This is a genomic window from Rhodococcus sp. WB9 (assembly GCF_007558985.1).
In the GTDB taxonomy this organism is placed as follows: Bacteria; Actinomycetota; Actinomycetes; order Mycobacteriales; family Mycobacteriaceae; genus Rhodococcus_F; species Rhodococcus_F opacus.
Genome location: NZ_CP041769.1, coordinates 1,477,846 through 1,496,355 on the forward strand (window position 1 = coordinate 1,477,846; position 18,510 = coordinate 1,496,355).

The window sequence follows — 18,510 nt, forward strand, 5'->3', positions numbered from 1 at the left end:
CCCATGCTTCGATCGAGTACTGCCGTCACCGGTCCGGTGCGGGCCGCGCTCGCGGCGACGGTGCTGCTGCTGACCGCCACCGCGTTCGGTGCTCCCGGCTTTGCCGTCGCCGCGCCCGACACCGGGAGCGCGGGCTCGGGAAGTGCCGATTCGGGGAGTGCCGACACGGACCGTGTCGATCCGAACAACTACGCCGCCGACTGCCCCGACGCGATGATCGTCGCCGTGTCCGGCGCCACCGACTCGACGGAGGACCGCAACCCTCTGGCAGACGAGAACCGTCAGCTCTGGTCGAACTGGGTGGGCAACGTGACGGTGCCGACCGGCGAGGCCAACAAGGACGATCCGGGGACGGTGGGGTGGATGTACGTGCCCTACCCGTCCACGTATGGCCTGGGTCTGCTGCAACCCGTTCCGACATACCAGGATTCGATGGCGGCGGGTGTCGCGTCGACGAACAGGATCCTCGACGAGAACAAGGCGAAGTGCGGCGACGCCACCAAGTACGTGCTGCTCGGATACAGCGTCGGCGCCGAGGTGGTCGAAAGGGTGTCGCGCGAACTCGGCCACCGCGACAGCAATGCTCTGGTTACCGCCGACGACATCGCCGGCGTCGCGTTGATCGGCGACCCGTACCGTCCCGCGGGCACCCCCTCGATGGGCGAACCCGGCCCGCCCGGAGGCGGATTCATGTCGTCGGAGCCGGCCGATTACGGCGCTCTCGACGGCAAGATCACCTACGCCTGCCGCCCTTACGACATCGCGTGCGACGCGCCGCAGGAGATCGCCGTCCTCGAACTGGCGCTCGGGGTGCTGGGACAGATGCACTTCACCCTGCTGAACCCGGGCCAGACGGTCTCCGACTTCGCGAATGCGGTGACGAACATGGCGGCGCGGTCGATCGTGCACATCGTCACCCACGAAGACTGGTTTGCCTCCGACGAGTCCTTCCTGGACGTTCTCCGCAAGGTCGCCGACCGGACCTACGACCCCGACGGCCCGGACCGGAACATGCAGGTGTCTCAGGAGCAGATCGTCGAGGCGCTCAACTGGGCGATGGGTCCCGGTTCGGAGGTCGTGAAGGCGAAGCTCGCGGACGAGGGCCCGGGGTTCGTCGAGGACAACAGGGACGTGTTCGAACTGGTGATCAAGCCGTACATCTTCCTGGGCTTCATCCAGCACCTGTTCTACTGGAACAACAATCCGAACGACCCCTGGTACTGGGAGAGTGAGAAGGTCGTCGACTGGATCACCGCGCTCGCGCAGTCGGAGAAGGACGGCGAGACCATTCCAGCCGCGCCGGGCAAGTAGATCCGGCACGACGAAAGGGCCCCGCTCCGGATCGGAGCGGGGCCCTTCTGGTGTCGTCGGCTGGTGACTACTCGCCGACCGTGACGTCGACGTTGTGCACGCCTGCGCTCGACGGGCTCACCGTCGAGGTGCCGTTGCCGGAGCTGGACAGTGCACGCACGGTCCACTCGCCGGGAGCGGCGAAGAAGCGGAAGTCTCCGGTGCCCGAGGCGACGACCTCGGCGGTGAATTCGCCGCCGCCGTCGAGGAGACGCACGAACGCTCCACCGATCGGCTGTCCGTCAGCGGCGAGAACGCGGCCGGTGATGACCGTTTCCTTCTCGACGTCGACGCCCGCGGGCAGGGTCTGGGTCTGTACAGGTGCTCCACACATGGCTCAGTGAACCTCCAACTCGATGGGTGCGCCGACGAGTGAGCCGTATTCGACCCAGCTGCCGTCGTAGTTCTTGACGTCGGACTTGCCGAGGATCTCCTTGAGCACGAACCAGGTGTGGCTGGAGCGCTCGCCGATTCGGCAGTACGCGATGGTGGGCTTGGACTCGTCGTAGCCCTTCTCCGAGTACAGCTTCTCCAGGTCGTCGTCCGACTTGAACGTGCCGTCCTCGTTTGCGGTGGTGCTCCACGGGATGTTGATGGCCGTGGGGACGTGTCCACGCTGCTGCGCCTGCTCCTGCGGCAGGTGAGCGGGAGCGAGGATCTTGCCGGAGAACTCGTCGGGCGAACGCACGTCGACGAGGTTCTTGCTGCCGATGGCGTCGATGACCTCGTCGCGGAACGCGCGGATCGACAGGTCGGGGGCCTCGGCCTTGTACTGGGTGGCCTCGCGGGTGACGGTCTCCTTGGAGAGGGGACGCCCGTCGAGCTCCCACTTCTTGCGGCCGCCGTCGATCAGCTTGACGTCCTGGTGGCCGTAGAGCTTGAAGTACCAGTACGCGTACGCCGCGAACCAGTTGTTGTTGCCGCCGTAGAGAACGATGGTGTCGTCATTGGCGACGCCCTTGGCGGACAGAAGATCGGAGAACTGCTGCTGGTTCAGGAAGTCACGACGGACGCCGTCCTGCAGGTCCTTGCGCCAGTCGAGGCGGATGGCGCCTTCGATGTGGCCGCCGTCGTATGCGCTGGTGTCCTCATCCACCTCGACGAAAACGGTCTTGGGGGCGTTGAGGTTCTGCTCAGCCCAGTCGGCGGAGACTAGGACATCGGAGCGAGCCATGGTGTTCCTTTCGGTGTGTACTTACTTGTGTCGGGTGGATCGTGCAGTGGTTCTCGGTGTGAATTTTTCAGGCCGCGGTGCGGAAGCGTACGACGAGTGGATAGATCTGGCAGCCGAGGCAGATTCCGAACGCAGCGTTGAGAAACGCCGCGAACAGGGCGAATGCGGTGGCCACGGCCCCGATGACGCCGGAGCCGGCGAAGAAGCCGACGGTGCCGACGGCGGCGAAGACGAAGCCGACGAGCTGCGCGAAGCGGAGCGGTGCGACCGGTTCGCGTTCACTCCCCGGAGCGAGTCGCGGCGCGACGAGGGTGCCGAAGATCTGGCCGTACGGGCTGCGTCGCGGTCCGGTGGCTGCGCCTGCCGCGAAGACGGCCGCTTGCAGCGCCAGCAGAATTCCTGCTGCGACCAGCGAGAACGTCGACACGACGAGTACGGCGACGAGGACTGCGGTGGTGACCCAGGCGGCGAACCGGGGGCCACGAACGTCGACCTGCTCGAGCTCGAGTGTTGTGGACATGAGAAGTGCTCCTGCGTTGAGTCCTGAATGCTTGCCTGGCGCCGAACGGCGACGGTAGACGTCGTCATCGGGGGTTCGATCACGTGCGCGGAATCCGCGGTGTCAGCAGAAAGCGACAGCCCTGGTGATCAGCAACAGGTACAGCAACAAGCCCCGAGGCGGCACAGGTCTACTGTGCGGCGACGGGTGAGCATGAGCTCGTGGCTGGATTGCACGACGACGAGTTTACCCGGTTCTTCAGGAATTTGAAGCCGGGGGCCGGGTGAGGGGTCCCAGCGCGGCCCGCAGGTCGGTCGCGGCGGGCACTCCGGACACCCGGAAGCGTTGCTGCAGGTCGGCGTCGAGAATGAAGGTCGTCGGCAGCGACAGAACGCCGAGTTCCTTGGCGAGAGAGGGATACTCGTCGATGTCGACCTCCACTTCGACGGGCGGTTCCGGCTCGCCGGCAAGGTCCTCGACGACCTGTCCCACCACCCTGCGCACGGCAGCGCAGGGTCCGCACCAGTCGGCGGAGAAGTGGAGAACGGTGGCCCGTCGAGGATGCTCCGGCGACCCCGGCCCGACACCCGCCGCCTCGAGAAGCAGCCGTCGTTGGTCGGTCACGACCGCGGACGCCTCGCCGGTGCTCCGGACCGTCCCCTGGCGGCGTTGCCAGACGAGCCCGAACACGACGGCGGCGAACAGTGCGATCAGTAACAGTGTGATTCCGGTCATCGGCTCTGTAGTTCGTTCAGGTCGATCGTGACGTTGTTGCCGACGCCCTCGATGACGATCTGCGAGCCTTCCGCGTAGACCTCCGTCGGCTGGACGCCGAACGGGAGTTCCCGGGGGTCGATCGTCCGGGTGAAGAGGCCGAGGATCGCGGGGGCGAGGGGCTCGGGGATGGTGAAGTCGGCGTGGCCTTCGGGCCCGAAGTAGAAGTCGCTGGCGACGATCTTCACCTGACCGCCGTCGAGTACCAGGTCGGCCTGCACGCTGACGGTGGTCTCGATGGGCCCGACGGGGACGGTGCCGGTGAGGACGACGCCGCCCGCGGTCGGCATCCCCGAGCCGCCGGAGCCGCCGGTGCCGTCCGACTTGCTGGCGGGCGGGGCCGAAACCTGCAGGTCGGGGATGTCGAGGAAGCGACCCAGGTCGGTGGCGTCGATGAGCATGCGGCCGGAGAGGTGATCGACCGGGAGGGTCATCACGGAGCCGTCGACGAGGTCGGACAACGGCGCGGAGACGCCCAGGAGGGTGGACTCGATCGTCACCTCGCCCACGACGTCACTCTGTACTCCCTGGGCGCGGATCTCGATGTTCTCGTACTTTCCGTCCCACGCCTGGGTGAGGAACGGAAAACCGTGAACCGTCACCTCGGGATCCGCTGTGAGCGACGCGCCTGCCCGCAGTTCCCGCGACACCCGGTACTCCGCGTAGGCCGCCGAACCGAAGTCGACGACGAGACCGAGAGCCACGAGGACGACGATTCCGATGATGAGTTTCCGCACGGCCCCATTGTGACGGACGCCGGTCGGGGGAGTGTCGGTGCGACCTCCGCGCCCGTTGCCGGGGGGTTCGGTGCAACGAACGCCGACGACGGCGCGCTACTCTGTCACCGACAAAAGTGTCGATACCTTCAGTGTCGATCTACCTGGACCGGCGGATGAACCATCCGTCGGCCGGCCGGGTACGACGGCGACGAGATGGGAGGCTGTGTGGAGCTACTGCTTCTTACCTCCGACCCCAACCCCGAGGCAGTGCTGCCTGCCCTCGCCCTGCTGGCGCATTCGGTGCGGCCTGCCCCGACGGAGGTGTCCTCTCTCCTGGAAGCGAGCTCCGCCGACATCGCCCTGGTGGATGCGCGCACCGATCTCGCGGCGGCTCGCGGCCTCTGCCGGCTGCTGGGCAGCACGGGTTCCGCGGTTCCCGTGGTGGCGGTCCTCACCGAGGGCGGCCTGGTGGCGGTCAATTCCGACTGGGGCCTCGACGACATCCTGCTCCCGGGCACCGGCCCGGCCGAGGTGGACGCCCGTCTCCGACTGCTGGTCGGACGCTCCGGCGGGGTCGCCAGTCCGGAGGCCTCCGGCAAGATCACGCTGGGCGAACTGGTCATCGACGAGGGCACGTACACGGCGCGTCTGCGCGGACGCCCACTCGACCTCACCTACAAGGAGTTCGAACTCCTCAAATACCTGGCACAGCACGCGGGTCGCGTCTTCACCCGCGCGCAGTTGCTGCAGGAGGTCTGGGGATACGACTTCTTCGGTGGTACCCGCACCGTCGACGTTCACGTGCGTCGTCTGCGCGCCAAGCTGGGCAGCGAGTACGAATCCTTGATCGGTACAGTCCGCAATGTCGGCTACAAGGCCGTCCGTCCCACCCGCAGCAAGTCGGGTGCGCCGGTGCCGCCCGTCGACGACCTCGACGCCGACGATGCGGACTTCGAATCCGCGGAAGGGCCGGCGATCCAGTGAGTGTTCCGGTGCAGTCCTGGACTGATCGACTCGACGGCAAGCAGGCCGCGGACGTGTCCGCTCTGCTCGAACGCGCGGCGGCAGCGGACGGAACCGCGCCGGTGTCGGAGCAGGGCGTGCACGCCGTGTCCGGCGCCGGTAGTGCCGGTGTCCGTCATCTGGTGGAGACCGATGCCGATCGGATCGTCGGGTACGCGCAGTTGCAGCCGGGGCACGGGGATCATCCCGCGATGGCCGAACTCGCCGTCGACCCCGAGGCGCGTGGCCGGGGGATCGGTGGCCGGCTGGTCACCGAGGTCCTGTCCGAGGGTGGTCCGGACGCCCGGGTGTGGGCGCACGGCAACCTGCCTGCGGCGCAGGCGGTAGCGCAGCGCCTCGGGTTGACCGGGGCGCGCGAACTCCTGCAGCTCCGGCGTCCGCTCGCCGATGTGGAACTCCCAGAACTTGTTGTGCCGGAAGATATTTCACTCCGCGAGTACCAGGGCGTCGAGGACGATCCCGAGCTGCTGCGGGTCAATGCCGCTGCCTTCGCCTGGCATCCCGAGCAAGGGTCGTGGACCGAACGTGAATTGGCCGAACGTCGTGCGGAGGCCTGGTTCGATCCGTCCGGACTTTTCATGGCGTTCGCCGCTTCGGACGAGCAGAGACTGCTCGGATTCCATTGGACCAAGGTGCACCCGAAGCAGGGCGACGAGCCGGCCATCGGTGAGGTCTACGTGGTGGCGATCGGCCCCGACGCCCAGGGGCGTGGTCTCGGCCGGTTGCTGACGCTCGCCGGACTGCACTATCTGCGTGACCGCGGGCTCGGTGCGGTGCTGCTCTACGTCGAGGGCGACAACGCGTCGGCGCTGCACACCTACGATCGGCTCGGGTTCGAGCGGTTTCACACCGACGTCGCGTATGCACGCGCCTGAGGTGCTCCTCTACTTCCGCACCGGTTGTTCGTCTCGGAAATGTGGACAAATGCTCGGTCTGTTCACCTTCCGTTCACCGATCGTGGTCCAACTGGACATTAGCTACCCCTAGGTTTCTCCGTGGGCAGCGCCGTGTTGCCTGGTGCAGATTTCAACGAAGCGCACCTCATGTCGCCGCCCGATCGCGGGCGAGACGGTATTTCCGGAGGACTAGGTGAATCTCAAGCGCAGTGGCGCCCTGCTCGGTGCAGTGGCCCTGGGTGCCATGACCTTGGCCGCGTGTGGCAGCGACAACAACGCGGCGTCGAGCGGCGTCGACGCATCGTCGTCCAACGCGACGTGCGAGGGCAAGGCCAACCTCTCCGCGGCCGGTTCCTCGGCCCAGAAGAACGCCATGGACCAGTTCGTCTCCACCTACATCTCCGTCTGCCAGGAAAAGGGTAAGACCGTCAACCTGGCGTACAACCCCAGCGGTTCCGGCGACGGACGGACCCAGTTCATCGCGGGCCAGATCGACTTCGCCGGCTCCGACTCGGCGATCAAGGCCGAGCAGGCCGAGCAGGCCAAGGCTCGGTGCGTCGGCGGCGAGGCCTGGAACCTGCCGCTGGTCTTCGGACCCGTTGCGATCGCCTACAACCTCGACGGCGTCGAGGACCTGGTGCTGAACGGCGAGGTGACCGCCAAGATCTTCAACGGCACCATCAAGAAGTGGAACGACCCGGCCATCGCCGCGCTCAACCCCGGCGCCACTCTCCCGGACCAGGACGTCACCGCCATCATCCGCTCGGATTCGTCGGGAACCACCGACAACTTCCAGCAGTACCTGACGGCGTCCTCCAACGGCGCCTGGACCACCGGTGCCGGTTCCGACTTCACCGGCGGAATCGGTGAGGGCGCCAAGGGTTCGGCCGGTGTCGCTCAGGCAGTGGCCTCCGCCCCGGGCTCGATCACCTACGTCGAGAAGTCCTACGCCGACCAGAACAAGCTTGCTAGCGCACAGATCGACACCGGCTCCGGCCCCGTCGCGCTGTCCGACGAGTCGGCATCGAAGGCCATCGAGGGTGCGCAGTTCAAGGGTCAGGGTGTGGGCGATCTGACCCTCGACCTCGGCTCGATCTTCGGTACCAAGGAAGCGGGCGCGTACCCGTTGGTGCTCGCCACCTACGAGATCGTGTGCTCGAAGGGTTACGACGCCGACACGTCGGCCGCGGTCAAGTCGTTCCTGACCAGCGCTGCCAACGAGGGGCAGGGCAACCTGGCCGAGCAGGGTTACGTGCCGCTGCCCGACTCCATGAAGGAGAAGCTGAACGCATCGGTAGCCGCAATCGGCTGATAGCACCATTAATCGTTCGGACCCGCCCATGACTCGATATTCTGACCAGGAAAGATTGCGAGCGCAGATGAGTGAAGCGCACATCGAATCAGCACCTCGCGCCTCCGGCTCCGCTTCCGGCGGAGTCGGGGTGGGCGGTCCGAACGGCACCCCGGAGGCCGAGTTGAGTACCACCAAGGCCGAAATCCCGACTCCGACAGGTGCACCCCGCGGCAAGGCCGCCGCCAGGCCGGGGGACCGGATCTTCAAGTCGCTCGCGACCATCTCCGCCATCTTCATCTCCATCCTGATCGCCGCGATCGGCATCTTCCTGATCTGGCGCGCAGTTCCCGCACTGAGCCGGAATCAGGTCAACTTCCTCACCAGCCGCGAGTGGGTCACCCAGAACATCAACGCCATGGCGTTCGGTGTCCTCGACCTCTTCCAGGTGACCGTCCTCGTCTCGCTGTTCGCTCTGATCCTCGCGATGCCCGTCGCCCTCGGCATCGCGATCTTCCTCACCGAGTACTCGCCGAACTGGCTCAAACGGCCACTGGCGTACGTGATCGACCTGCTGGCCGCCGTGCCGTCGATCGTCTACGGCCTCTGGGGTCTGCTCGTGTTCGCTCCCGCGATCAAGCCACTCGCCGTGTGGCTCAACGAAAAACTCGGCTGGTTCCCACTGTTCGCGACCGGAAGCGGTTCCATCACCGGCGGTGGCACCATCTTCACCGCAGGCATCGTCCTCGCCGTCATGATCCTTCCCGTCATCACCGCGGTCACCCGCGAGGTGTTCGTGCAGACACCGACGTCCCACATCGAGGCTGCGCTCGCACTGGGCGCCACCCGGTGGGAAGTGGTGCGAACCACGATCATTCCGTTCGGCAAGTCCGGTTACATCAGCGGATCAATGCTCGGCCTGGGTCGCGCCCTCGGCGAGACCATGGCGCTCTACCTGATCCTGCGCACCACGTCGCAGCCCTTCGGGTGGTCGCTGTTCGACGGCGGCGCCACCATCGCCTCGAAGATCGCTCTCGGCTACGCGGAGTTCAACAACAACATTCAGGCCGGCGCCTACATCGCCGCAGGTCTGGTGCTCTTCGTTCTCACCTTCGTCGTGAACGCCGCGGCCCGCGCCGTGATCGCAGGAAAGAAGGACTGACCCATGACCGCGACACTCGACAAGCCGGTCAAGGCCGCCACTTTCCAGGGGGTCGGTGTCCGCCGACGCATCGTCGACCTGACCGCCACCGTCCTCGTGACGCTGGCAGTGCTCGTGGCGCTGGTCCCGCTGGTGTGGGTCCTGATCACCGTCGTCATCAAGGGAATCCCTGCCCTGACGTCGGCCACCTGGTTCACCCACTCGCTCAGCGGACTGACGTCCTCGGCGGCGGGCGGCGGTATCTATCACGCGCTGATCGGCACGATTCTGCAGGGACTCGTCTGCGCGGTGCTGTCCATTCCTCTCGGACTGTTCGTCGCGATCTATCTCGTCGAGTACGCCGACCGGAAGTCGCGGCTGGCGAAGCTGACAACGTTCATGGTCGACATCCTCAGCGGTGTCCCGTCGATCGTGGCCGCCCTGTTCATCTACGCCCTGTGGATCGCGACGTTCGGTTTCCCCAAGTCCGGCTTCGCGGTAGCACTCGCCCTGGTGCTGCTGATGGTCCCCGTCGTCGTCCGCAGCACGGAGGAGATGCTCCGCATCGTTCCGCAGGACCTGCGGGAGGCGTCGTACGCGCTGGGCGTTCCGAAGTGGAAGACGATCGCCAAGATCGTGCTGCCCACCGCACTGCCCGGCATCATCACGGGCGTCATGCTGGCGCTGGCCCGGGTGATGGGTGAGACTGCGCCGCTGCTGATCCTCGTGGGGTACGCACCCTTCATCAACTTCAACCTGTTCGGTGGCGAGATGGGCACGCTGCCCGGCGTCATGGTCGCCGAGATGAACAACCCGACCGATGCCGGTACCAACCGCATCTGGGGTGCGGCGCTGACGTTGATTCTCCTCATCGCCATCCTCAACATCCTGGCCAAGGTCATCGGCCACTTCTCGCAGGTCCGCAGCAAGTGACACATACACTCGATTTCGAACACCAATCAGTAGGGAGCCGGTAATGGCCAAGCGTCTGGATCTCAAGGACGTCAACATCTACTACGGCAAATTCCACGCCGTCGCCGATGTCGGGCTGTCCGTCCCCCCGCGGAACGTGACCGCTTTCATCGGTCCCTCCGGCTGCGGCAAGTCGACGGTGCTGCGTTCGCTGAACCGCATGCACGAGGTGACTCCCGGTGCGCGCGTGGAGGGTTCGATCCTGCTCGACGGTGAGGACATCTACGGTTCCGGTATCGACCCGGTCGGCGTCCGCAAGACGATCGGCATGGTGTTCCAGCGTCCCAACCCGTTCCCGACGATGTCCATCAAGGACAACGTGGTGGCCGGGCTGAAGCTGCAGGGCGAGCGCAACAAGAAGCGTCTCGACGAGGTGGCCGAGCGGTCGCTGCGCGGCGCCAACCTGTGGACCGAGGTCAAGGATCGGCTGGACAAGCCGGGCGGCGGACTGTCCGGCGGTCAGCAGCAGCGTCTGTGCATCGCCCGGGCCATCGCGGTCTCGCCCGACGTCCTGCTGATGGACGAGCCCTGCTCGGCGCTCGACCCCATCTCGACCCTCGCGATCGAGGACCTGATCACGGAGCTGAAGAAGGACTTCACGATCGTGATCGTCACCCACAACATGCAGCAGGCGGCGCGTGTGAGTGACCAGACCGCGTTCTTCAACCTCGAGGCCACCGGCAAGCCGGGGCGCCTCGTCGAGATCGACGACACCGAGAAGATCTTCTCCAATCCGACGCAGAAGGCCACCGAGGACTACATCTCGGGCCGCTTCGGATAGGCCGCGCACACGAGAACGCCCCGGCCGGATCTCCGGTCGGGGCGTTCTCGTGTCCGGGGACCGCGGCATCGGACGAACGAACGGGACGCTCGTACGGTCAGACCGTACGAGCGTCCCGTTCGCGCGAAAAGTGTTGGCGGAGTTCTACAGTTCCGGGTACGAGGTGAGGCTGTCGGCGTCGGCTACGGCGGTCTCGGTGTCGTCGGGCAGCTTGCCGGTGACGAGGAAGATCACCCGGCGGCCCACCTCGACTGCGTGGTCGGCGAAACGCTCGTAGAAGCGGCCGAGCAGGGTGACGTCGACCGCGGCGGCCACGCCGTGCTTCCACTCGCGGTCCATGAGCACGGTGAACAGGTGACGGTGGAGGTCGTCCATCGCCTCGTCCTCTTCACGCAAGCGGGCGGCCCGCTCGGGGTCACGGGTCTCGAGAACCTCGCGGGCAGCGGCGCCGATGGAGACGGCGATGCGTCCCATCTCGGCGAAGTAACCGTTGACCTCTTCGGGAAGCACGTGGTTGGGATGTCGGCGGCGCGCGATCTTGGCGACGTGGAGAGCCAACGCACCCATGCGGTCGATGTCGGCGACGATCTGGATCCCGCTGACGACCGAGCGGAGGTCGCCGGCGACCGGTGCCTGCAGGGCGAGGAGGGCGAACGCCCGCTCCTCGCAGATGGTGCTGAGCTCGGTGATCTTGTCGTGCTCGCCGATCACCTGCTCGGCGAGGGAAAGATCTGCCTGGAGCAGCGACTGGGTGGCGCGCTCCATGGCGACCCCCGCAAGCCCCGCCATCTCACCGAGCAAGTCGGCAAGCTCGGTCATCTGTTCGTTGTAAGCCACGCGCATGAGGTCACAGCCTACGGTGCACGGGAAACCAAGTCACGATCACACGGTGAACGCGGGGTGAACGACGCGACCCGGCGGGCGCTCATTCGCAGGACGTGTCGCCTGCGTTCACAACCGCAAGGTCCGCGGGGATTTCCACGTCCTCGGGCTGGCCGATTCGCACGTCCGACATACTGAGCGGTGTGTCGATCGGGCTCGGTGTCTGGACGGTCCCGGAGAAGTTCGAACCGAGCGCGACCTCGACGACCGTCCCCAGTCCGGTGGTCGACTCGAGCACCGCACCCGGGAACGACGACGCCAGGGTCGCCGCCTCGGCTTCGTGGCCCGGCGAGAACCGGACGACGGTCTCGCCGCTGGTTCCCGTGTAGTTGCCGACGTTGTAGATCTGGAACCCCTCGGCGGCCAGCGAGTCGGCCACGGTCGCGGCCAGTCCCGACTCACCCGAAGCGTTCGACACCTGCACGGTCACGCTGGACGGGTCGACGGCCTGGACCGACAGCGGCGCCGGCGCGGCCTGCGGTTCGGGGGCGGAGGGCAGGGGTTCCGCACGCTTCTCGCCGGGCAGCGCCTCGTCGTCGATGATGGCGCGGAAGATGGCCTTGATGTCGTCGGTGCGGGGAATCTCGTTACCCCACTCGGTGGTGCCTGCGGTGGGCACCGTCAGGAACGTGACCGCGCCCGCATCGACGTTCTGCAGTGAGCGTCCGAGCGTGACCAGCGACTTCGTGTCGATGTTCTCGACGAACGTGTCGCGGGTGAACGCGTTGATGAAGCCGTTCAGTTTGCCGGGATTGAGCAGCACCTGACTGGACAGGGCGCCCCGCAGCAGGGCGGACAGGAATCTCTGCTGACGGTTGATGCGGCCGTAGTCGCCGTTGCCCTCCGCCTCGACATGTCTGGCGCGGACGAAGTTCAGTGCGGTCTTGCCGTCGAGCATCTGAGTGCCCGCCTCCGGCAGAACGGTGCCGAGGACGCCGTCCTCGAGCGGCTGGGTGGTACAGACCTTGACCCCACCGATCTCGTTGACCATCGACTCGAAGCCGGCGAAGTCCATGCCGACGAAGTGGCCGATCTTCAGACCCGACATCTTCTGGATCACCTTCACCAGGCACTTCGGTCCGCCGAGCGCGTAGGTGGCGTTGAGTTTGTCGCCGTCGGCGGCGGGGAAGGTCTCCTCGGTGTAGGTGCCGCTGGCGTTGTCCCAGCCCTGGCAGACGGGCCGCTCGACGTCGAGGTCGCGGGGGAACGACACCGCGACCACCCGGCTTCGGTCGGCGGGGATGTTGACGAGCATCACCGTGTCGGCGCGGGATCCCTCGGCGTCGTCGATGGTTCCCGCACCCACTTCGCCGCTCGCGCCGGCGCGGGTGTCGCTGCCGACGATGAGATAGGTCTCGTCACCGGTCTGCCCGACGGCGTCGACGATGTCGGTCGACTCCGTGTCGAGTGCCGCGATCTGGTCGAACTTGCCTTCGGTGGAGCGGAGGTAACCCCAGACGATGCCGGTTCCGGCGAGTGCGACCACCGCCACGAGCGCGACGACGGCCCGTCCTGCTGCACGCAGACGCTTGCGTTTACGGGTCTTGTTGAGGGCCAGGCGGGTGGTGCCCGGGTTGCCGACCACCTGCGGTACCGCAGTGGTCTCGGCGGAATCCGCGACCCACTCGGGCTCGGGCGTGCTCTGCGGGGGCTCCGGCTCCGGCGGTGGAGGAGCGGCAGGGGTCTCCCGCGGCGGAATCCCGGGAGGCGGCGGCTGCTGCTCGTCGATCGGGGGAATTATCTCCGTCTTGTCCGGATCGTCCGGCTCGCTCGGTTCCTCCCCGGAAACCTTCTTCACCAGGTCTGCGACGGAGAGCGCTTCGGTGGGTCCACCCGCGGCCCGGCGGCCGATCCGGCCACTGTCGTGGCGGGACGGTTCGGTGCGTTCTACCTGCGCTCGGCGCTCGGGTGGCGCGGTCCGTTCGGGTGGCGCGGTCCGCTCGGGCGGTGGCTGCCGCGGCGGGAGTCGCCGCGGCCGTCCCGACTGGGCTTCTCGGTAGCTGGGATCCGCGAGAGGACGCTCCCAGGGGGCGCGGGATTCGGGAGTCGGTGAGTCCGAGCTGTGATCATCACCCACCGATGCAACCTGACCTCTCCGCCCACTCCGACCTCCGTCGGCCTCGACGGATTCCAGCCATAGTACTTATCGAACGTCGGGGCTCCACACATGTAGCGAGGTGACGCGCGTTCGTCCTGCTAACCACCAGAATGCATGAGGTCGGCGCCGGCGGGTACGAGGCAGTCGTCGGGGTCGTCGAGCCATCCCGCGGGGAGCGCGACCGTCCCGGGTGACCCCTGACGTCCCCGTGGTCCCTCGGCGTCCTTGGGGAACGGGATGGTCGGATCGAGCTGAACCAAGAGGTCGTCGAGTTCGGTGAGGGTGCTCACGAGGGCCATCGCGACCCGCAGTTCGGACCCGGCGGGGAAACCCCGCAGGTACCAGGACACGTGCTTGCGCAGTTCACGGAGGCCCTTGTCCTCGCCGTGGTGATCGGCAAGGAGCTCCGCGTGCCGGCGGATGATCGTGGCCACCTCGCCGAGATTGGGCGGAATGGGCTGCGGGTTTCCGTTCAGTGCGGCGCTCAGCTCCGCGAACAGCCATGGGCGCCCGAGGCATCCCCGTCCGACGACGACGCCGTCGCACCCTGTCTGTTCCATCATGCGGGCCGCGTCCTCGGCGGCGAAGATGTCGCCGTTCCCGAGGACGGGCACGTCCGTGACGTGTTCCTTGAGCCGGGCGATCTCGTTCCAATCGGCCGTGCCGGAGTACCGCTGCGAGGCGGTACGCGCGTGCAGTGCGACCGCGGCGGCGCCTTCGCCGGCGGCGATCCGGCCGGCGTCGAGATGCGTGTGGTGCTCGGCGTCGATGCCGACGCGGAACTTGACGGTCACCGGGACGTCGGTCCCCTCGGTCGCCTTCACGGCCGCCGCGACGATCCGGCCGAACAGGGTGCGCTTGTACGGCAGCGCCGCGCCACCACCCTTGCGGGTCACCTTGGGAACCGGGCAGCCGAAGTTCATGTCGATGTGGTCGGCCATGTTCTCGTCCACGATCATCTTGGCCGCGGCGTACGTGGTGTCGGGGTCGACGGTGTACAGCTGCAGCGACCGCGGGGTCTCGGTCGGGCCGAACGTCGTCATGTGCAGGGTCGCGGGCTGCCGTTCCACCAGCGCACGCGCGGTCACCATCTCACAGACGTACAGGCCGGACGTGCTGCCCGCGCGCTCCGTCTCGAGCTCACGACACAGCGTGCGGAACGCGACGTTGGTGATCCCGGCCATGGGGGCCAGAACCACCGGACTGCGCAGCTCGAGCGATCCGATACGAAGGGATGACATTGACGACCTCTGGGAAAGTGCTGGAACAAAAACTGTGCCCGGTACCGAATCCGGTACCGGGCACAGGATAGCTGTTTACGTCACGAAGCCTTCTGCTCGCGCTTCTTGGCCTCGCGGGCCAGCATGCGGTCGCGCTGCTCCTCGAACTTGGTGGCCTGGCCCTCGAGGTTCTCGAGGAACTTGCCGAGGCTCTCGCGGACCTCTTCGCCGCGGGCGGTGAAATCGGTCCGCTCGAAGATGTTCCACTTGCGCAGGACGGGCATCACGACCTCTTCGAGGTGCTGACGCAGGTCGTAGATGCCGTGCTTGGCCATGAGCACACCGTTGCGCCGGAAGTTCGGCATGCCGGCGCCCGGCATCTGGAAGTTCTGGACGATCATGTTGATGGCCTCGAGCGCCTGATCGGGCGCGAGGTCGAGGGCAGCACCGCACATGTTGCGGTAGAAGATCATGTGCAGGTTCTCGTCGGCGGCGATGCGCTGCAGCATCTTGTCGGCGATCGGGTCCTTGCACGCCTTACCGGTGTTGCGGTGGCTGACGCGGGTGGCGAGTTCCTGGAACGTCACGTACGCGACGGAGTGGAGGAAGCCGGCGTCGACGTCGGCGGGGGAGGCGAAGCCGTTCGTCATGTGCTCCATGCGGAAACGCTCGAGCTGGACGGGGTCGACGGCGCGGGTCACGACGAGGTAATCGCGCATCACGATGCCGTGACGGTTCTCCTCGGCGGTCCAGCGACCGACCCACGTTCCCCACGCGCCGTCCTGCGAGAAGTTCTCGGCGATCTCGCGGTGGTACGACGGCAGGTTGTCCTCGGTGAGGAGGTTCGTGATCATCGCAGCCTTGGCGACCTCGTCGAGCTGCGACTGCTCGGGATCCCAGTCGATGCCGCCCATCGCGGCGAAGTTGCGTCCTTCGTCCCACGGAACGTAGTCGTGGGGATGCCATTCCTTGGCCATGGAGATGTGGCGGTTGACGTTCTCTTCTGCAACCGGCGACAACTCCTGCAGCAGTTCGAGTTGGGTCAGATCCCTCGCCATGTGTAATGCCTCCAGTAGCTCAATTTGACTTTGTTCAGCCTACGGCACCGTAAGTAGGTTGGTAAACGCCGTCGGCGGCCCGGGAACCGTCCAAGTTACCGATCCGTAATGGATCTTCCGGGATGTGTCGCCGCCACGCGGCGAACCGTTACATGACAGTGTACTGATGAGCGTGCGTGTGCGGTGACCAGCGTAATCATCGCAGGGAGAGATCATCACAGCGACGCGCGGACAGTTGTGGACGATCACAGATTTGTCGGTCTCCACAGATTCCCTGCCGCAACTCGAGCCGTGTCGGCGGTTGCGCGGAAACCCGTTCGTCCGGGCTGTCGGTCTCCTGGGAATTCGATCCACCCCAGGTGTGAATATCGCCACCCGGGCCCAGTCCGCCGCCCCACCCTTTCCGAGCAGGCCACCCAGGACCCCGTCGAGCCCGCAGAGGAGCGTCGGCAACGCCGACTTCACCTCGGTCTCGGCGGCGGGAAATCCCGCGTATGTCCGTTATGCCGGTTGCGGTCGGTCTGGGCGCTGCCGACAATCGTCACATGGGCAACAACATCAGCCGCCTGGAACAGATCGTCGCCGAGTTGCCCGAAGCCGTGCGCGTGGACGTCGCCCAATGGGACGGACACCCGACGTTCCGGGTGCGGGGGAAGAACTTCGTGTTCAGTGACGTGGAGGCCACCCGGTTGACGGTGAAGCTCACCATCGACGAGGCCGAAGCGGTCGTCGCAACGGAACCACGGGCCGAGCCCGCGGGATACGGTCTCGGTAGACACGGCTGGATCGCACTGGACGTCGCGGACGCGGACGAGCCTCGGTGGGAACAGCTGCGTGAGTGGATCAGGACGTCGTACACGCTCGTCGCCCCGAAGCGACTGGCCGAGCAGGTGCTGGACGAAGAACCGTTGCCGATGCAGGGAGACCAGTCATGACGACCGAGGACAGCGCATCCACTTCCACACCGGCGAAATCGGGCCTGCCTGCGTGGGCCAAGAAGGCCATCGGCATCGCAGTCCTCCTGGTGGTACTGGTCATCGCCTACTTTATCCTCGCGGCCTACCTCCCGCGGGCGTGGGCCCAGAACGTGGGTGGACTGGCGAACGGCAGCTTCGGCGGCGGCATCCTGTGGGGACTGTTGTTCGGCACCCTGTGCACCCTCCTGCCGCTGCTGCTGGTCCGCGGAGCGTGGCGGCTGTTCCGCCGGCGCCGGTTCAAGCCGGTGCAGATCGTGTTGCTGATCCTCGGTGTCCTGGTGGTGCTGCCCAACCTGCTGACGCTCAGTGTGGTGCTCGGCGGCAACAGCGCAGCGCACGCGGGCGAACGGATCATGGACGTCGACGCGCCCGGATTCCGCGGCGCGTCGCTCGCCGGCGCCATCATCGGAGTGGTGCTGTTCCTCGGCGTCGCCGGAGTCAGCTTCACGTACCGCAAGCGGGGCGAGGATCTCGCCGAGATGCGAAGAGAAACGAAAGCGAAGGACGGACAGGTGGGCGACGGGCCGCCGGCCGGACCGTCACCTGCCACGCCCTGAGCGAATTCACCACACGAGCACGGGCTTGATCACCGTGCCCGCGGCCTGATCGGCGACGGCGCGGTTGATGTCGTCGAATCGATACTCGGTGACGAGACGGTCGAACGGGAATTTCCCGTCCGCGTGCAGCGCCAGCAACTGCGGAATGAACTGCTGTACCGAAGAATCGCCCTCGACGCAGCCGCGGAGGGTCTTGCCGCTCAGCATCAGATCCTGAATGTTCACCACCACTTCGGGTGCGCCGAGGCCGACGACCACCGCGCTGCCCCGCGCGCGCAGGCACGACAATGCCTGGCCGATGACGGCGGGGATCCCCGTCGTGTCCAGGGCGTGGGTGGCGCCGCCGCCCGTCGCCGAACGGATCGATGCGACCGCGTCCTGTGACCCGGGATCGAGCGCGACCGCGCCGAACTCCTCCGCGAGCGCACGTCGCGCGGGTACCGGATCGACGGCGAGAAGCGTTGCGACGCCGGCTGATCGGGCCGCGAGCAGCGCGGCGAACCCGACACTGCCCCGCCGAAGACGACCACACTCGAATCGCGGCCCGGCCGGAGCACGTTCAGTACCGCGCCGGCACCCGTCTGAAACCCGCAGCCGAGCGGCGCCGCGGCGGCCAGGTCGACGGACTTGTCGACGACGACGACGTTGTCGGCGGTTGCGAGGACGTGCTCGGCGAAACTGGACTGGCCGAAGAACGCGGCGCGCACGGACTCGCCGTTCTGGGTGACGGTGGCCGAACCGTCCGCGCGTCGGCCTGAACTGTTCAGCCGGTGCGCGTCGACGCAGTACGCCGGACCCGCGCTTCGGCACTGGTCGCAATCGCCGCAGTGGCGGTAACTGAGAATCACGTGATCACCGGGCGCCACCCCGCTCACGCGTGACCCGACGTCGACGACGATCCCGGCACCTTCGTGCCCGAGGACGGCGGGGCCGGCGGCGCGGGGGAGGGCCGCCTTGGTGAAGAGGTCCGTGTGGCACAGGCCGGTGGCGACGATGCGCACCAGTACCTCGTCCGCGCGGGGCTCGTCGAGTTCGACCGTCTCCAGCGTGAACGGAGAATCGGGTCCGTGTGAGACCGCTGCTGTGACCTGCATTGGA

Annotated in this window: 18 protein-coding genes and 1 pseudogene; 9 read left to right on the forward strand and 10 right to left on the reverse strand. The window is 66.7% G+C overall.

The annotated features are described in order from the left end of the window. Positions 1 to 3: 3 nt before the first annotated feature. Positions 4 to 1,311 (forward strand): cutinase family protein, encoded by a 1,308-nt coding sequence (locus tag FND50_RS07055; protein WP_144285261.1) that lies wholly within the window; start codon positions 4 to 6, stop codon positions 1,309 to 1,311. Positions 1,312 to 1,378: 67 nt separating this feature from the next. On the opposite strand, the gene FND50_RS07060 is transcribed toward FND50_RS07055, so the two are convergent. The 5 genes from FND50_RS07060 to FND50_RS07080 all read right to left on the reverse strand — a co-directional run bounded on the left by FND50_RS07060 (position 1,379) and on the right by FND50_RS07080 (position 4,534). Beyond that, positions 1,379 to 1,684, reverse strand: a complete 306-nt coding sequence (locus FND50_RS07060; protein WP_005244353.1) for a DUF1416 domain-containing protein — start codon at positions 1,682 to 1,684, stop codon at positions 1,379 to 1,381. Positions 1,685 to 1,687: 3 nt separating this feature from the next. Next, on the reverse strand, positions 1,688 to 2,524 hold the full coding sequence (locus FND50_RS07065; RefSeq protein WP_005254807.1) for a sulfurtransferase: 837 nt from the start codon (positions 2,522 to 2,524) through the stop codon (positions 1,688 to 1,690). Between the two features lie 67 nt (positions 2,525 to 2,591). Then, positions 2,592 to 3,044, reverse strand: coding sequence for a DUF4395 domain-containing protein (locus tag FND50_RS07070; RefSeq protein ID WP_144285262.1), 453 nt, complete (start codon positions 3,042 to 3,044; stop codon positions 2,592 to 2,594). A 237-nt stretch (positions 3,045 to 3,281) separates the two neighbouring features. Beyond that, complete coding sequence (locus tag FND50_RS07075) at positions 3,282 to 3,758, reverse strand: thioredoxin family protein (protein ID WP_005254805.1); 477 nt, start codon at positions 3,756 to 3,758, stop codon at positions 3,282 to 3,284. Further along, positions 3,755 to 4,534 carry an LmeA family phospholipid-binding protein gene (locus FND50_RS07080; RefSeq protein WP_144285263.1) on the reverse strand — a complete coding sequence of 260 codons (780 nt, stop codon included), beginning with the start codon at positions 4,532 to 4,534 and terminating at the stop codon, positions 3,755 to 3,757. Before FND50_RS07080 ends, FND50_RS07075 begins: the two co-directional genes overlap by 4 nt. 207 nt (positions 4,535 to 4,741) lie before the next feature. Here FND50_RS07080 and FND50_RS07085 point away from each other — a divergent pair, with 207 nt between their 5' ends. The 6 genes from FND50_RS07085 (at position 4,742) to pstB (ending at position 10,620) form a co-directional block, all read left to right on the forward strand. Continuing rightward, a complete protein-coding gene (locus tag FND50_RS07085) occupies positions 4,742 to 5,500 on the forward strand; it encodes a response regulator transcription factor (RefSeq protein WP_005254803.1) in 759 nt (252 codons plus the stop codon). Then, on the forward strand, positions 5,497 to 6,414 hold the full coding sequence (mshD, locus tag FND50_RS07090) for a mycothiol synthase (protein ID WP_144285264.1): 918 nt from the start codon (positions 5,497 to 5,499) through the stop codon (positions 6,412 to 6,414). Before FND50_RS07085 ends, mshD begins: the two co-directional genes overlap by 4 nt. 214 nt (positions 6,415 to 6,628) lie before the next feature. Further along, on the forward strand, positions 6,629 to 7,747 hold the full coding sequence (pstS, locus tag FND50_RS07095) for a phosphate ABC transporter substrate-binding protein PstS (RefSeq protein ID WP_007301057.1): 1,119 nt from the start codon (positions 6,629 to 6,631) through the stop codon (positions 7,745 to 7,747). A 67-nt stretch (positions 7,748 to 7,814) separates the two neighbouring features. Continuing rightward, entirely contained in the window at positions 7,815 to 8,888 is a 1,074-nt protein-coding gene (gene pstC, locus FND50_RS07100; protein WP_144285265.1) for a phosphate ABC transporter permease subunit PstC, read from the forward strand. Between the two features lie 3 nt (positions 8,889 to 8,891). Beyond that, positions 8,892 to 9,800 carry a phosphate ABC transporter permease PstA gene (pstA, locus tag FND50_RS07105; protein ID WP_144285266.1) on the forward strand — a complete coding sequence of 303 codons (909 nt, stop codon included), beginning with the start codon at positions 8,892 to 8,894 and terminating at the stop codon, positions 9,798 to 9,800. A gap of 43 nt (positions 9,801 to 9,843) precedes the next feature. Further along, positions 9,844 to 10,620: a phosphate ABC transporter ATP-binding protein PstB gene (gene pstB, locus FND50_RS07110; protein ID WP_005244341.1), complete on the forward strand. Its 777-nt coding sequence runs from the start codon at positions 9,844 to 9,846 to the stop codon at positions 10,618 to 10,620. A gap of 144 nt (positions 10,621 to 10,764) precedes the next feature. Here pstB and phoU read toward each other — a convergent pair whose 3' ends face one another. The 4 genes from phoU to FND50_RS07130 form a co-directional block, all read right to left on the reverse strand. After that, a complete protein-coding gene (gene phoU / locus FND50_RS07115; protein ID WP_005254798.1) occupies positions 10,765 to 11,463 on the reverse strand; it encodes a phosphate signaling complex protein PhoU in 699 nt (232 codons plus the stop codon). An 82-nt stretch (positions 11,464 to 11,545) separates the two neighbouring features. Then, a complete protein-coding gene (locus FND50_RS07120; protein ID WP_144285267.1) occupies positions 11,546 to 13,579 on the reverse strand; it encodes an LCP family protein in 2,034 nt (677 codons plus the stop codon). A 119-nt stretch (positions 13,580 to 13,698) separates the two neighbouring features. Further along, positions 13,699 to 14,841, reverse strand: coding sequence for a tRNA dihydrouridine synthase DusB (gene dusB, locus FND50_RS07125; RefSeq protein ID WP_144285268.1), 1,143 nt, complete (start codon positions 14,839 to 14,841; stop codon positions 13,699 to 13,701). A gap of 80 nt (positions 14,842 to 14,921) precedes the next feature. Continuing rightward, the gene (locus tag FND50_RS07130) at positions 14,922 to 15,878 is read right to left on the reverse strand and encodes an acyl-ACP desaturase (protein ID WP_007301063.1); all 957 of its coding nucleotides are present in this window, start codon (positions 15,876 to 15,878) and stop codon (positions 14,922 to 14,924) included. A 494-nt stretch (positions 15,879 to 16,372) separates the two neighbouring features. Here FND50_RS07130 and FND50_RS07135 point away from each other — a divergent pair, with 494 nt between their 5' ends. After that, entirely contained in the window at positions 16,373 to 16,813 is a 441-nt protein-coding gene (locus FND50_RS07135) for an MmcQ/YjbR family DNA-binding protein (RefSeq protein ID WP_144285269.1), read from the forward strand. Continuing rightward, on the forward strand, positions 16,810 to 17,412 hold the full coding sequence (locus tag FND50_RS07140) for a hypothetical protein (RefSeq protein WP_144285270.1): 603 nt from the start codon (positions 16,810 to 16,812) through the stop codon (positions 17,410 to 17,412). Before FND50_RS07135 ends, FND50_RS07140 begins: the two co-directional genes overlap by 4 nt. A 6-nt stretch (positions 17,413 to 17,418) precedes the next feature. On the opposite strand, the pseudogene FND50_RS07145 reads toward FND50_RS07140, so the two are convergent. After that, positions 17,419 to 18,506 (reverse strand): annotated as a pseudogene (locus FND50_RS07145) (NAD(P)-dependent alcohol dehydrogenase). Positions 18,507 to 18,510 lie beyond the last annotated feature (4 nt).